The sequence below is a fragment of the Faecalibacterium intestinale genome, assembly GCF_040096575.1.
Classification (GTDB): domain Bacteria; phylum Bacillota; class Clostridia; order Oscillospirales; family Ruminococcaceae; genus Faecalibacterium; species Faecalibacterium intestinale.
Genome location: NZ_JBBMEN010000001.1, coordinates 318,752 through 332,798 on the forward strand (window position 1 = coordinate 318,752; position 14,047 = coordinate 332,798).

At 56.9% G+C, this 14,047-nt stretch carries 13 protein-coding genes; 9 read left to right on the forward strand and 4 right to left on the reverse strand.

What is annotated here, in order from left to right; all coding sequences use genetic code 11:
- Positions 1 to 18: 18 nt before the first annotated feature.
- The 3 genes from spoIVA to prfB all read right to left on the reverse strand — a co-directional run bounded on the left by spoIVA (position 19) and on the right by prfB (position 4,401).
- A complete protein-coding gene (gene spoIVA, locus WMO20_RS01500; RefSeq protein WP_112090084.1) occupies positions 19 to 1,512 on the reverse strand; it encodes a stage IV sporulation protein A in 1,494 nt (497 codons plus the stop codon).
- A gap of 259 nt (positions 1,513 to 1,771) precedes the next feature.
- Positions 1,772 to 3,106 carry an aspartate--tRNA(Asn) ligase gene (gene aspS, locus WMO20_RS01505; protein WP_349185612.1) on the reverse strand — a complete coding sequence of 445 codons (1,335 nt, stop codon included), beginning with the start codon at positions 3,104 to 3,106 and terminating at the stop codon, positions 1,772 to 1,774.
- A gap of 173 nt (positions 3,107 to 3,279) precedes the next feature.
- Positions 3,280 to 4,401: a peptide chain release factor 2 gene (gene prfB, locus WMO20_RS01510; RefSeq protein ID WP_349185613.1), complete on the reverse strand. Its 1,122-nt coding sequence runs from the start codon at positions 4,399 to 4,401 to the stop codon at positions 3,280 to 3,282.
- A 238-nt stretch (positions 4,402 to 4,639) separates the two neighbouring features.
- On the opposite strand from prfB, the gene WMO20_RS01515 reads away from it, so the two are divergent.
- Positions 4,640 to 5,629: an RING finger protein gene (locus WMO20_RS01515; RefSeq protein ID WP_349185614.1), complete on the forward strand. Its 990-nt coding sequence runs from the start codon at positions 4,640 to 4,642 to the stop codon at positions 5,627 to 5,629.
- Positions 5,630 to 5,707: 78 nt separating this feature from the next.
- A complete protein-coding gene (locus WMO20_RS01520; RefSeq protein ID WP_349185615.1) occupies positions 5,708 to 6,583 on the forward strand; it encodes a UTP--glucose-1-phosphate uridylyltransferase in 876 nt (291 codons plus the stop codon).
- Between the two features lie 133 nt (positions 6,584 to 6,716).
- Here WMO20_RS01520 and WMO20_RS01525 read toward each other — a convergent pair whose 3' ends face one another.
- A complete protein-coding gene (locus WMO20_RS01525; protein WP_113992043.1) occupies positions 6,717 to 7,910 on the reverse strand; it encodes a cation:proton antiporter in 1,194 nt (397 codons plus the stop codon).
- Between the two features lie 280 nt (positions 7,911 to 8,190).
- On the opposite strand from WMO20_RS01525, the gene rpsF reads away from it, so the two are divergent.
- From rpsF to WMO20_RS01560, 7 genes are all read left to right on the forward strand, one after another.
- A complete protein-coding gene (gene rpsF / locus WMO20_RS01530; protein ID WP_005923879.1) occupies positions 8,191 to 8,475 on the forward strand; it encodes a 30S ribosomal protein S6 in 285 nt (94 codons plus the stop codon).
- 30 nt (positions 8,476 to 8,505) lie between these two features.
- The gene (locus tag WMO20_RS01535) at positions 8,506 to 8,985 is read left to right on the forward strand and encodes a single-stranded DNA-binding protein (RefSeq protein ID WP_349185616.1); all 480 of its coding nucleotides are present in this window, start codon (positions 8,506 to 8,508) and stop codon (positions 8,983 to 8,985) included.
- 46 nt (positions 8,986 to 9,031) lie between these two features.
- Positions 9,032 to 9,289: a 30S ribosomal protein S18 gene (gene rpsR, locus WMO20_RS01540; RefSeq protein ID WP_015538096.1), complete on the forward strand. Its 258-nt coding sequence runs from the start codon at positions 9,032 to 9,034 to the stop codon at positions 9,287 to 9,289.
- 527 nt (positions 9,290 to 9,816) lie between these two features.
- Positions 9,817 to 10,824 (forward strand): LacI family DNA-binding transcriptional regulator, encoded by a 1,008-nt coding sequence (locus WMO20_RS01545; protein ID WP_349185617.1) that lies wholly within the window; start codon positions 9,817 to 9,819, stop codon positions 10,822 to 10,824.
- 74 nt (positions 10,825 to 10,898) lie between these two features.
- On the forward strand, positions 10,899 to 12,239 hold the full coding sequence (locus tag WMO20_RS01550) for an ABC transporter substrate-binding protein (protein WP_349185618.1): 1,341 nt from the start codon (positions 10,899 to 10,901) through the stop codon (positions 12,237 to 12,239).
- Positions 12,240 to 12,341: 102 nt separating this feature from the next.
- Positions 12,342 to 13,193 (forward strand): carbohydrate ABC transporter permease, encoded by an 852-nt coding sequence (locus WMO20_RS01555; protein ID WP_055185145.1) that lies wholly within the window; start codon positions 12,342 to 12,344, stop codon positions 13,191 to 13,193.
- Positions 13,193 to 14,035 carry a carbohydrate ABC transporter permease gene (locus WMO20_RS01560; protein ID WP_349185619.1) on the forward strand — a complete coding sequence of 281 codons (843 nt, stop codon included), beginning with the start codon at positions 13,193 to 13,195 and terminating at the stop codon, positions 14,033 to 14,035. The genes WMO20_RS01555 and WMO20_RS01560 overlap by 1 nt, the downstream gene beginning before the upstream one ends.
- Positions 14,036 to 14,047 lie beyond the last annotated feature (12 nt).

Sequence of the window (14,047 nt, forward strand, 5' to 3'; positions counted from 1 at the left end):
GATTTTTTCAGATACGCCCTAGATCAGGATACAGATCAGTCCAGTGCAGCCCTCGTTGATGACCCGCTCCAGCGTTTCCTGCAGGCGGGTGCGGGCTTCCTGCGGGATGTGCAGCAGCTTGTTCTGCAAACCGTCGTTCACCAGCTCGTGCAGACTTTTGCCGAAAATGTTAGACTCCCACAGCTGCACCGGGTCGTCCGCAAAGTCGGCCAATAGGCTCTGCACCAAGTCCTCACTCTGCTTCTCGGTGCCCACGATGGGGCTCAGTTCCGTATGGATAGTGGCCTTCATCATCTGGATAGAGGGCGCACAGGCCTGCAGCCGCACCCCGCAGCGCCCGTCCTGATGCACGATCTCCGGCGGTTCCAGATGCAGCTCGTCGATGGAGGGCATCACGATGCCGTAGCCCGTAGCTTCCACCTGCTCCAAGGCGCTGCGCACCTTCTCGTAGGCGCGTTTTGCCCGGGCAAGTTCCATGATGCAGGGCATCAGCCCGGCTTCATCCCCGATGTCCAGCCCGGTCTGCTCACTGAGCACCTGATAAAAGATCTCCGGCTTCAGCTCCACGCTCACCCGCACACTGCCGGCGGCAAGGTCTGCCCCTGCCACCGCCGAGCGCTGCACAGCCTCGCATTCCAGCGCAGGAGCGTCCGTTCCGGCGGGCAGATCCTTCATGCGGGACACCCGCTCTGCCAGCTGCATGGCGGCTGCGTATACCTGCGTTTGCAGCCAGTGCCCGGATTCCAGCATGGTCACCCAGCGGGGCAGAGCAAAATCCAGCTCCTGCACAGGGAACTCGTACAGCACCCGCCGCAGGATCTCCCCCAGCATGGCGGCGTCCAAGTCCACACAGCTCACCGGCAGCACGGTGCGGCGGTAGTCCCGCGCCATGCCCTCAGCCAGCTGCCGGGTCTCCGGCGCGTCCGGGTGGGTGCTGTTGAGCAGGATGATATAGGGCTTGCCCAGCGCTTCCAGCTCGGTGATGACCCGCCTTTCAGCCTCTGCGTAGCCCGCCCGGGGGATGTCGCTGACCGAACCGTCGGTGGTGACCACTACCCCGATGGTGGAGTGCTCACAGATCACCTTGCGGGTGCCGGTCTCTGCGGCAAGGTCAAAGGGCACCTCCTGCTCGAACCACGGGCTTTTGACCATGCGGGGCTTTGCGTCCTCCTCGTGCCCCATGGCACCCTCCACCATGTAGCCCACGCAGTCGATCAGCCGCACCCGGCACGCCCCGCCGCCCTCCAGCTGCAGGGGCACGGCGGTCTCCGGGATGAATTTTGGCTCAGTGGTCATGATGGTGCGCCCCGCTGCCGACTGCGGCAGCTCGTCCCGGGCACGTTCCCGGGCGGCGGCAGAGCCGGACATGGCGGGCAGCACCAGCTGCTCCATGAACCGCTTGATAAAGGTGGATTTGCCGCTGCGCACCGGGCCCACCACACCGATGTAGATATCCCCGCCGGTGCGTGCGCCGATCTCGCGACAGATGCTGTTCTGTTCCTGTTTCTCCAAGGTCCTTCTCCCCTTCCTGTTGCGCTGCGCACCGCGCCCGTAGGGGTGGGTGTGCTCGTTGTATCGTATGAAAAGGGAGCGCTTATTATGCCGGGACGATCTTAAATGCCCTCCGCTTTGTTCTGGGCATAGACAGCGGAAAAAATTTTATAATTGCAATTGAGGAAAATCTGCGATTTTCCTCAATTGCCTTTTCACGGGACTCAAAAAAGAGCCGCTATGCAAAACACATAGCAGCTCTCGGAAAAGTTTTATAAAATCACGGGGTCAGGCGGTTGGGACCGCGGAACAGGAACTCGGCATCCTTGATGCTCAGGCCGCACAGCAGCATGGTCAGACGGTCGATGCCCAGACCGAAGCCGCCGTGGGGCGGGCAGCCGTACTGGAAGAACTCCAGATAGAACTTGACATCATCGGCCAGACCCTTTTCCTCAGCCTGCTTCTTCAGCACCTCGTAGCGGTGCTCACGCTGGGCACCGGTGGTGATCTCCACACCGCGCCAGATCAGGTCGTAGCCCTGCGGCACGCCGTTCTCATCGCGCATATGGTAGAAGGCGCGCTTCTCGGCAGAGTAATCGGTGATGAACAGGAACTCGTGACCGTAGTGCTTCTTGACCCAGTCGTAGCTCAGGCGCTCGGCCTCGGTGGTCAGATCGCCCTTCTCGCTCTCGTCCACGGTGTAGCCAAACTCTTCCTCCAGCGCCTTGTACAGGTCTGCCAACTTGACCACCGGGAACGGGGTGGTGGGCACGATGACTTCCTGACCAAACAGCTCCTTGATCTGGTCGCCATAGCTGTCCTTAACAGCCTGCAGACCGGCGGTCAGCAGTTCCTCTTCCATCTTCATCACGTCCTTGAAGGAGGTGATGTAGCTGAACTCCAGATCGAAGCCGGAGAACTCGGTAGCGTGCTTGTTGGTATAGCTCTTCTCGGCGCGGAACACGGGACCGGTCTCGAAGATACGCTCAAAACCGGCAGCCATAGCCATCTGCTTGTAGAACTGAGGGCTCTGTGCCAGATAGGCGTTGCGGTCGAAGTAGTCCACCTTGAACACCTCAGAGCCGCTCTCGCTGGCAGCAGCGATCAGCTTGGGGGTGTGGATCTCGATGAAGTTGCGGTCCAGCAGGAACTTGCGCATGGCGTTGACAAAGCAGCTCTGTGCCTTGAACATCAGCTGGTTCTCGTCGGTGCGCAGGTCGATCCAGCGGTAGTCGATGCGCTGGTCGATGCTGGAGCGCTCCACAGCCTTCTTTTTCTTGGTGGCGGCGATCTCCTTGCGGACGATGGGCAGTGCATCGGCGGTGCTCTCCACCTCAATGCTCTCGGGGATCATCTCCACGCCGCCCATCTTGACGTAGTCGTTCTCCATCACCTTGCCGGTAACGGTGATGACAGAGTCCGGGGTGAGCTGGTCGATGGTATCCACCAGTTCGGGGTGGTCGGCCTTTTCCACCGTGATCTGCAGCTTGCCGGTAATATCCTTCAGCACGATAAATGCCATATACTTGCTGTTGCGCAGGTTCTCGATAAAGCCCTGCACCTTCACCGTGCCGCCGATGGCCTTTTGAGCCTCATTGATATAGGTGCGTTCCATATACAGGAATCCTCCTTTAACGTCTTGTGTACTGTTTTATTATACGCTTTTCAGGGGATAAATCAAGAGATATCCTGATTTCAGTCTGTCCCTGCCGCGCATACCGCAAAAAGGGCCGCTGCACAAAACACTGTGCAGCAGCCTTTCTGCCAAATCTGTAAAAGAGCGGGCGCTTATGCGTCCTGCAGCTCGCCGCGGCTGGCGGCCTTGAGGTAGGCGAAGATGAACTCATCGATATCGCCATCCATCACGGCATCCACGTTGCCGGTCTCGTAGTTGGTGCGGTGATCCTTGACCATGGTGTAGGGCATGAACACATAGCTGCGGATCTGGTGACCCCATGCGATCTCGTTCTGCACGCCCTTGATGTCGTCGATCTTATCCATGTGCTGCTGCTTGGCGATCTGGTAGAGCTTGGCTTTCAGCATTTCCATGGCGTAGTCACGGTTCTGGAACTGGCTGCGCTGGGTCTGGCAGCTGACCACGACGCCGGTGGGCTTGTGGATCAGACGGACAGCGGAAGAGGTCTTATTGATGTGCTGGCCGCCGGCACCGGAGGAGCGGTACACCTGCATCTCGATATCCTCGGGGCGGATGTCCACCTGAATGGTATTGTCCAGCTCCGGCATGACTTCCAGAGAAGCAAAGCTGGTCTGGCGGCGGGCGTTAGCGTCAAAGGGAGAGACCCGCACCAGACGGTGCACGCCGTTCTCGCTCTTGAGCAGGCCGTAGGCGTTGGCGCCCTTGACCATCATAGAAGCGCTCTTCAGGCCGGCTTCGTCGCCGTCCTGATAGTCCAGCACCTCCACGGTCATACCGTGTGCCTGTGCCCACTTATTATACATACGGTACAGCATCTCGGCCCAGTCCTGTGCTTCGGTGCCGCCGGTGCCTGCGTGGAAGGTAAGGATGGCATTGCTGTGGTCGTACTCGCCGTTCAGCATGGTCATCAGCTGCAGCTCCTCCACAGCCTTGCCCACGGTGTTCACAGCCTCCTCGGCTTCGGGGACCATGGCGGGGTCGTACTCCTCGTCCAGCATTTCCAGCATGGTCTCGGCGTCGTCGTACAGACCCTGCAGCTTTTCAAAGCGGTTCAGCTTGCCCTTCAGGTCGCCGACCTCGTCAAACACCTTTTTGCTCAGCTCTGCATCGTCATAAAAGCCGGGGCGGGACATGGTGTGCTCCAGCTCCTGCACGCGCTTGCGGCTTGCTTCAATGGCCAGTGCTTCTTCCAGATCCTTAACGGCCTTGGCGTGCTCGGCCAGCTGCACCTTCAGTTCATCAGTCGTGATCATTCTCTAAGTTCCTCTCGTTCAAGGGTTTCCGTCATAGCAGATAATGTCCCGGCGGCGTGCATTTTCAGCCCCGCCAAAAGACACAGTTTATACACAGATACTTCATTAGTATACCGAGAATCTGTGATAAAGTAAAGAGGAAAAATACTATCTTGCCGGATTTTTAAAGATTTTCACCTTTTCTTTTCATTCCCGGGGGAGTATAATACCAGTATGATCGATTTCACAGGAGGATATCATGCCGAAATATTATGGCTGTCCCTGTGAGGGCTGCGGCAAGCCGCTGACCCTTCAGGACGACATCGTGGTCTGCCCGGACTGCGGTGCACCCTACCACCGCACCTGTTACGAAAAAATGGGTCTGTGCATCCACGCCCCTGCCCATGGCGCAGGCTACGAGTGGAAGTTCCCTTATCAGGATGCCCAGCTGCGTACCTGCCCCGCCTGTGGGGAGCGTACCCTGCGCAGCGAGAGCGTCTGCCGCTGCTGCGGCGCTGCCCTGCCCCCCGAGAGCGCAGAGCAGCCCAACGACCGCGCTGCCGCCAGCGCCGAGCAGAACCGGGATTTTGATTACAGCGGGATGTACCGGGACGAAATGTACCGCAGCTTTACCGAAAAAGTCATCGACCCGGTGCACCGCAACGTGCGCGCGGCCTTTGGCAAGGACGAGCTGATCGATGGTGTCCCTTATCAGGACTGGGTGGATTATATCGGCACGGCTGCACCGGTCTATCTGAATGATTACAGCCAGATGCAGCTGCGCCATTCCAAGATCTCCATGAGCTTTTCGGCGCTGCTGTTCGGCCCGTTCTACTTTTTCTACCGCAAGGCATGGAAGCCCGCTTTCGGCTTTCTGGCCGCAGAGCTGCTGCTGTTCGTCCCTACTTTGATCAGTATGATGCAGACCACCGGTAGCCCGCTGACCGCCGGCATCAGTGCTTCCGCACTGGTGGCGCTGAGCCGCATCATGTCTTTCCTCAGCTTTGCACTGATGCTGGTGCGGGGGCTGTACGGCAAATGGTTCTACCGCCGCAGCGCTGCGGCACGCATCCGCCGCATCCGTGCCGAGTTCCCGGATCCGGAGCAGCGCCGCGCTGTGCTGAACGCACAGGGCGGTGTCAGCATTGCAGCCTGCATTGGCGCGTTCATCCTGCTGATGATCGTAGGCAGCCTTTGCTCCATGCTGCTGGGGCCGAACCTGAATGCATTGGTAGGCACCTTTATCTGACCATGGTTCACGCAGGATGGGGATCCTGCTGAAAAGCGCGGTTCGCCGTGCATAAAATGAGAATATGGGAGAATCATTATGAAAAAAGTCACCAAGGCCGTTATTCCGGCTGCGGGTCTTGGCACCCGTGTGCTGCCCGCTACCAAGGCAATGCCCAAGGGAATGCTGCCCCTCGTGGACAAGCCCGCCATTCAGTATCTGGTGGAGGAGGCCGTCCGCTCCGGCATTACCGATATCCTGATCATTCTGGGCCGCAACCAGAGCATTATTGAGGATCACTTTGACCGCAGCCCCGAGCTGGAGGAAAAGCTGGCTAAGCCCGGCAAGGAAAAAATGCTGGAGGAGTGTCTGGGCATTGCAAATATGGCCAACATTCTGTTCGTGCGCCAGAAGGAGACGCTGGGTCTGGGTCACGCAGTCAACACCGCCAAAGCCTTTACCGGCGATGATCCCTTTGTGGTCATCTACGGCGACGACGTGATCTGGGGCGAGAATCCGGTCTGCGCCCAGCTGATCCGCGCCTACGAGGAGTTCGGCCGCCCGGCTGCCGGCGTATCCGCTGTGCCTTGGGAGGACGTGAGCCGCTATTGCAGCTTAAAGACCACTCCCCTCCACGACAACTACTTCTTTGTGGATGATATGATCGAGAAGCCCAAGAAGGGGCAGGAGTTCAGCAACTATTCCATTCTGGGCCGCGTGCTGCTGACCCCGGAGATCTACGAGATCCTTGCCCACACCAAGCCCGGTGCCGGCGGCGAGATCCAGCTGACCGATGCTATGGCAGAGTATGCCCGCACCCGCGGCGGCATGACCGCTGTGGAGTTTACCGGCAAGCACTACGATATGGGTAACAAGCTCAAGGTCGTGGAGGCTCAGGTGGAGCTGGCACTGCAGCACCCCGAGATTGGCGAGGAGTTCCGCGCCTACCTGAAGGAGTTCTGCAAAACGCTGTAAATATGCTGCGCAAATGATAAAAACGGGGCTGCTGCACGAAACCATGTGCAGCAGCCCCGTTTTTGCATATACTCAGATGAAAAAGGGGTTCAGAAATGCCCGCAGACGTTTCGGAACCCCAAACAAACCTGATTTATTTTGCCTGACTGGGATGCGGCACGGGCGGGCGCTTGGTGAACATGGCCTTGAGTGCCAGCGGAGTTGCCACGCTGGACACCACGATCAGCAGGATCACAGCGGTGAAGTAGACCGGGTCTACCACGCCGATAGCCAGGCCCTTCTGTGCCACGATCAGTGCCACCTCGCCGCGGGTCATCATACCGACGCCGACCTTCAGGGAATCGTCCCAGTTGAAGCGGCAGATCTTTGCAGCCAGACCGCAGCCGATGATCTTGGTGATCAGTGCCACCACCACGAAGCAGACGCAGAACAGTAAAATCTCCGGGGTCAGGCCGCTGATATCGGTCTTAAGGCCGATGGACGCAAAGAAGATCGGCGCAAAGATAACGTAGTTGCTGATATCCACCCGGCGCTCCACATAGGGTGCGTCATCCATGGTGCACAGCACGATGCCTGCAATGTAAGCGCCGGTGATATCGGCGATGCCGAAGTATTCCTCTGCAATGTAGGCCATAGCAAAGCAGAACGCCATACTTACAATAGTGATGCGCTGGGTATGGGGGTTGCGCTGGTCCAGCCACTTCATGGCGTAGTGCACCACAAGGCCAACGCCCAGTGCGGTGGCAAAGAACAGCAGGGTGTTGAACAGCACCTTGCCCAGACCCGTACCGGTGCCGCTGCTGGCGCCCAGAACACAGGTAAGCACCACGATGCCGATGACATCATCAATGACAGCGGCGCTGACGATGGTAGTGCCCAGAAAACTCTTCAGGTGACCAAGCTCCTGCAGAGTAGCCACCGTGATGGACACGCTGGTGGCGGTCATGATGGTGCCGATGAACAGCGCACGGTAGAACTCCGGGCTGCCCACTGCGGCAAAGCCGTAGAACGCACCATATAATAAGGTGCCGCCCACCAAAGGCACAGCCACACCAACGGTGGCGATCAGGGTGGCGATGGGGCCTGCCTTGATCAGCTCTTTCAGGTTCGTGCCAAGGCCGGTGGTGAACATGAGCATCACAACGCCGATCTCTGCAAAGATGGAGATGGAGTCGCTGATCTGCACCAGATTCAGCAAACAGGGGCCGATGAGCAGGCCGGCGATGATCTCACCCACCACCTGCGGAGCCTTGCACTTACGCGCCACCAGTCCGAAGAATTTCGCGCTTAAGATGATGATTGCCAGATCTCGAAACAACGAATACATGGATTATCCTCCTTTTATTTTTCCCACTTCCCTGCCATTACCGGAGCTCCGGCCCTGCCATAATACAGGAAAGCGTATACATTATAGTCCTTTTTACCAAAAAATGCAAAACATTTTTTATCGCACTTTTTGTCAAAAAAGCTTGACAGAATCAAAGAAGCTTGCTATAATAAATTGCTGTCTGAACAGACACGCCGCACAGGCCGCGATGCCGCAGCCTGTGTACCCTTGGCCTTGCAGATCCGCAGGGCCCTCAAGTCCAAAAGGAGGTGCTACAAAAATGGCAAAGTACGAAACCATGCTGATTACCAGCGCCGCTCTCGACGAGGAGGCTTCCGCCGCTCTGGTGGGTAAGTTCAAGTCCCTGATCGAGGCTAACGGTACGATCGATTCTATCGACGAGTGGGGCAAGCGCCGTCTGGCCTACCCCATCAACGACGAGGAAGAGGGCGTCTACACCGTGATCAACTTCACCAGCGAGCCCAGCTTCCCCGCTGAGCTGGACCGTGTGTACAAGATCACTGAAGGCGTTATGCGCAGCCTGATCATTGCTCACGAGGAGTAATTCTTCTGTGACAGAAAGGGAGACCGTACTATGTTGAATGTTGTTGCTATCATGGGCCGCCTTGTGGCAGACCCGGAACTGCGTACCACTACGCAGGGGACCAATGTGTGCAGCTTCCGCATTGCCTGCGACCGCAATTTTGCGCGTCAGGGCGAGCAACGTCAGGCCGATTTCATTGATATCGTTGCATGGCGTCAGCAGGCGGAGTTTGTGAGCAAGTATTTCCAGAAGGGCAGCCTGATCGCCATTGAAGGCAGTCTGCAGACCCGTCAGTATCAGGATAAGAACGGCAACAACCGCACCGCAGTAGAGGTTGTGGCAAACAACATCAACTTTGCAGGCCCCAAAAGCAGCAATGCAGGCAACGGAAACGGCTATCAGAATGCCGCTCCGTCCTACCAGAACGCAGCGCCTGCCCGCCCGGCCGCCGTGGAGGCAGCTCCCAGCTATTCTGCCGGTAATGCAGACGACTTCGCCGTTATTGACGACAGCGATGACCTGCCGTTCTGACACGAAACGGTCCATCCGTTAAAAATCCAATAGGAGGTAATAAGCAATGGCTTTTGAAAGAACCGAAGGCTCTCGCCCCGCACGCCCCATGCGTCGCGGCCGCAAGAAGGTTTGCAGCTTCTGTGTCGATCGCATCGACACCATCGATTACAAGGACGTTCCCCGTCTGCGTAAGTACGTCTCTGAGCGTGCTAAGATCATTCCCCGCCGTGTGACCGGCACCTGCGCTTACCATCAGCGCGCACTGACCATCGCCATCAAGCGTGCTCGTCACGTTGCTCTGATGCCCTACGTCAGCGACTAATCTTTAAAAAACCAACCCGATCAAAATAATCAGCAATCAGCAAAGCGCTCTCACCGATGACAAGGTGAGAGCGCTTTTTTTGCTGCGTTTTGGGCGCAGCATCTCCCCCTGCTCCATCGTCTTGGCTCTATCCATCGGCGCAAAGCGGTGCTCGATCCACCCGTTTTGGACAACAGTTCTCGCACCACAGCTGTTCCGAATACACTGCCAGAGCTTTTTTGGGAACATTTCCGCTGCTTTGTTCTTGTATACAAATTACAAATTCTCTACTAGTGTCGTGCAAAAAGTTACAAAGCGGTACGATAATTTCCGGTCTTTTCTGACTTGTACCGGGAATTATCGGTATTTTCAGTTTTGCTGCTTTGTCCGCAAATCAAACTGCACAAACACAGGGCAGTTCATTGCACACCTTGTACAAAGTTGAATTAACCTTATTGATTTTTTATACAGAATGTGCCATACTAATGTCACTGGAAACGTTCCCGACAACGTTCCCGAAACACTTTCAGAAAGCGAGGCCCGCCGACATGGCAAATCTGACCATCAAGGATATCGCACGGATCAGTGGCTGCTCCGTCAGCACCATCTCCCGTGTGATCAACGACAGGCCGGATGTTCGCCCGGAGACCAAGGAGCACGTTCTGAAAGTGATGCGGGAGGCCGGGTTCGTGCCCAACACCAACGCCCGACAGCTGAAGATCCAGCAGTCCCGCAGTCTGGTGTTTGTAGTTAAAGGCACCCGGAACATCTTCTTTTCCGATTTTCTGGTGCAGCTCCAGCGCGCCGCCACCCTGTACGGGTACAACGGCATTGTCTCTTATCTGGACGAGAACGCCAACGAGATCGACGCCGCCGAAAAGATCCTACGGGAGATCAAACCCAAAGGCATCATCTTTCTGGGCGGCAGCGTGGCCAACTTCCAACGGGGCTTTGACAGCATCAATGTCCCTTCGGTACTCACCACGCTGGTCACAGATGAGCTGAACTTTCCCAACCTTTCCATGGTGGGCGTGGATGACCGGGCAGCGGCCTATACCGCTGTGGACTACCTCATCCGGCAGGGACACCGTAAGATCGCCGTTCTGGGCGGTCCGGTGACCAGCTATCCCAGCGTGATGCGCCGCAAGGGTGCACAGCAGGCCATGGAGGATGCGGGGATCCTGTTCAACGACAAGCTGTACGGCCTGTCCAACTACGATTTCGAGTCCGCCTACCACGCCATGAACAGCCTGCTGGCCCGCCGAGCAGAGTTCACCGCCCTGTTCGCCATGAGCGACGTCATCGCCTTTGGTGCCATCCGGGCGCTGGTGAGCGCCGGGCTCCGGGTACCGGAGGATGTTTCGGTGATCGGCTTTGACGGCATCACGATGTCCCGCTACTGCGTGCCGGTGATGACCACCATTGTTCAGCCCAGCGAGCAGATCGCACTGCAAAGCATCGAGCTGCTGGTGCGGCAGATCGAACATGGCTCCCCTGCCCAGACCGTGACCCTGCAGCCGGAATTGCAGCAGGGCGAAAGCGTAAGGGCCATTTAAATTTTGTATTCCCTCCGTCGAAGGACGGAGAGTATATAGTTGATCTGTAATTTTAATAAGAAGGAGAACTTATTATGAAAAAGATGATCACTCGTCGTAACTTCCTGAAGGCCGCTGGCGTTTCTGCCGCTGCTCTGGGTCTGGCTGCCTGCGGTGGCTCTTCCAGCAGCACCGCTTCCTCTGCTGCCAGTTCTACCGCTGCTTCCAGCGCCGCTGCAAAGGCAGACGGCAAGGTCTACTACCTGAACTTCAAGCCCGAGCAGGATCAGGATTGGCAGGATCTGGCCGCTGAGTACACCAAGGAGACCGGCGTGCCTGTGACCGTTGTCACCGCCGCTTCCGGCCAGTACGAGACCACCCTGATGAGCGAGATGGAGAAGAGCGAGGCTCCCACCCTGTTCCAGGTGAACGGCCCTGTTGGTCTGGCAAACTGGAAGGATTACTGCTACGATCTGTCCGGCAGCCAGCTGTACGGCGAGCTGACCAGCGATTCCTTTGCACTGAAGGATGGCGACGCTGTTACCAGCATTGCATACGTCATTGAGACCTACGGCATCATCTACAACAAGGAACTGCTGACCGCTGCCGGTTACAAGCAGGAGGACATCAAGGGCTTTGCCGACCTGAAGAAGGTCGCTGATGACATTCAGGCCCGTAAGGCTGAGCTGGGCGTGGACGGTGCTTTCACCTCTGCCGGCATGGACGGTTCTTCTGACTGGCGCTTCAAGACCCATCTGGCAAACCTGCCCATCTACTACGAGTACAAGGCAGACGGCATTGGCTCCACCGACGCCATCAAGGGCACCTATCTGGACAACTACAAGCAGATCTGGGATCTGTACATCACCGATTCCACCTGCGATCCCAAGCTGCTGGCTTCCAAGACCGGCAATGATGCTGTTGCTGAGTTTGTGGGCAAGAAGGCCGTGTTCTATCAGAACGGCACTTGGGCTTACAATGATGTGAAGGATCTGGGCGACGACAATCTGGGTATGCTGCCCATTTACATCGGCGTGGACGGCGAGGAAAATCAGGGTCTGTGCACCGGTTCCGAGAACTTCTGGTGTGTCAACAACACCTCTTCCGAGGCTGACATTCAGGCTACTCTGGACTTCCTGTACTGGTGTGTCACCTCTGAGGCCGGCACCAGCGCGATGGCTGACAAGATGGGCTTCGTCATCCCCTTCAAGAAGGCCAAGGACTCCACCAACCCCCTGATTACCATTGCAAACCAGTATGTGGCCGACGGCAAGACCAGTGTTGACTGGTGCTTCTCCACCATGCCTTCCGAGGAGTGGAAGAACGGCGTGGGCAGCGCTCTGACTGCATACGCAGCAGGTACCGGCAAGTGGGACGACGTTGTCACCGCATTTGTGGACGGCTGGGCCAAGGAGTACAAGCTGGCCAACGGCTAAACCTTTGACCTGAGATCTCCCTAAGAACTAAAATGGGAGGCGGGCGAAAAGTTCGCCCGTCTCCTTTCTTTTTTATCAGACAGCTCCCTGAGGAGGTATATCATGCAAAAAGCCATTAGTAAATACTGGCCGATATTTGTGCTTCCTACTCTGGTCGCCTTTATCATCGGCTTCATCTGGCCCTTTATCTGGGGCGTTTACCTGTCCTTCCAGCGGTTCACTACCGTTTCCAAGACCACCTTTGTGGGCATCCAGAACTACCTCTCGGTATTTCAGGATTCCACCTTTCTGCACGCCTTTGGCTTTACGGCGGCGTTTACCGTGGTAAGCACTGTACTTATCAATGTGTGTGCTTTTGCCATTGCACTGGTGCTGACCCGCGGCATCAAGGGCACCAATATCTTCCGTACCGTGTTCTTTATGCCCAACCTGATCGGCGGCATCCTGCTGGGCTACATCTGGCAGATTCTGCTCAACGGTGTGCTGGCGAACCTGCAGAAGCCCCTGCTGGCACTGGATGCCAAGGCCGGTTTTGTCGGTCTGGTCATCCTGATGTGCTGGCAGCAGATCGGCTACATGATGATCATCTATGTGGCCGGCCTGCAAAGCGTGCCCGGCGACCTGATCGAGGCTGCTAAGATCGACGGTGCTAACGACCGCGAGATCCTGTTCAAGATCAAGATTCCCATGGTCATGCCCAGCGTGACCATCTGCACCTTCCTGACCCTGACCAACAGCTTCAAGCTGTTCGACCAGAACGTTGCCTTGACCGCAGGCGAGCCCGCCAACGCAAGTGAAATGCTGGCCCTGAACATCTACAACACCTTCTACGGCCGCTCCGGTGCGCAGTGGAAGGGCATCGGTCAGGCAAAGGCTGTTGTGTTCTTCCTGATCGTTGTGGTCATCTCGCTGATCCAGCTCCACTTTACCCGCTCTAAGGAGGTGCAGCAGTAATGTCGAAACAGAAAAGAACTTGGGATGTCATCCTTGCTGTTGTAATGGTGCTTCTCTGCCTGCTGTGGATCTACCCCATCGTGCTGATCCTGCTGAACAGCTTGAAAACCGAGGGCAGCTTTACCACCTCTACGGTGTTCCGTCTGCCCACCGCCGAAACTTTTGCCGGACTGCGCAACTACGTTTATGGCGTGACCAAGATGGACTTTCTCTCCAGCATGGGTTACAGCCTTCTGATTACTATCACCAGCGTGGTGCTGATCCTGCTGTGCTGCTCCATGACTGGTTGGTACCTGACCCGTGTGAACAACAAGCTGAGCAAGTTTATGAACCTGCTGATCGTGTTCTCCATGGTCGTCCCCTTCCAGATGGTCATGTTCACCCTGTCCAAGACCGCTGACCGGCTGAAGCTGAACACCCCTTGGAACATCTGCATCATCTATCTGGGCTTCGGCGCCGGTCTGGCCGTGTTCATGTTCACCGGCTTTATGAAGAGCGTGCCCATGGAGATCGAGGAAGCCGCCATGATCGACGGCTGCAACCCCATCCAGATCTTCTTCAAGATCGTGTTCCCCATCCTGAAGCCTACCATGATCTCCACCGCTATTCTGGAGACCATGTGGGTGTGGAACGACTACCTGCTGCCCACGCTGGTGCTGGATATCAAGAAGTACCGCACCATTCCCATGGCCATCCAGTACTTCCGCGGCGGCTACGGCCGCGTGGAGCTGGCTCCCATGATGGCCTGCATTATCATTGCGATCATCCCCATCATTATCCTCTACATGACCTGCCAGAAGTACATCATCGAGGGTGTCGTGGCCGGTGCTGTAAAGGGCTAAGGAGGTGCACGA

Excerpts from the sequence above, each read along its gene's own strand:
- aspS (WP_349185612.1), bottom strand. The coding sequence starts at position 3,106 with ATGGAACGCACCTATATCAATGAGGCTCAAAAGGCCATCGGCGGCACG.
- prfB (WP_349185613.1), bottom strand. The coding sequence starts at position 4,401 with ATGATCACGACTGATGAACTGAAGGTGCAGCTGGCCGAGCACGCCAAG.
- WMO20_RS01515 (WP_349185614.1), top strand. The coding sequence starts at position 4,640 with ATGCCGAAATATTATGGCTGTCCCTGTGAGGGCTGCGGCAAGCCGCTG.
- WMO20_RS01520 (WP_349185615.1), top strand. The coding sequence starts at position 5,708 with ATGAAAAAAGTCACCAAGGCCGTTATTCCGGCTGCGGGTCTTGGCACC.
- WMO20_RS01525 (WP_113992043.1), bottom strand. The coding sequence starts at position 7,910 with ATGTATTCGTTGTTTCGAGATCTGGCAATCATCATCTTAAGCGCGAAA.
- rpsF (WP_005923879.1), top strand. The coding sequence starts at position 8,191 with ATGGCAAAGTACGAAACCATGCTGATTACCAGCGCCGCTCTCGACGAG.
- WMO20_RS01535 (WP_349185616.1), top strand. The coding sequence starts at position 8,506 with ATGTTGAATGTTGTTGCTATCATGGGCCGCCTTGTGGCAGACCCGGAA.
- rpsR (WP_015538096.1), top strand. The coding sequence starts at position 9,032 with ATGGCTTTTGAAAGAACCGAAGGCTCTCGCCCCGCACGCCCCATGCGT.
- WMO20_RS01545 (WP_349185617.1), top strand. The coding sequence starts at position 9,817 with ATGGCAAATCTGACCATCAAGGATATCGCACGGATCAGTGGCTGCTCC.
- WMO20_RS01550 (WP_349185618.1), top strand. The coding sequence starts at position 10,899 with ATGAAAAAGATGATCACTCGTCGTAACTTCCTGAAGGCCGCTGGCGTT.
- WMO20_RS01555 (WP_055185145.1), top strand. The coding sequence starts at position 12,342 with ATGCAAAAAGCCATTAGTAAATACTGGCCGATATTTGTGCTTCCTACT.
- WMO20_RS01560 (WP_349185619.1), top strand. The coding sequence starts at position 13,193 with ATGTCGAAACAGAAAAGAACTTGGGATGTCATCCTTGCTGTTGTAATG.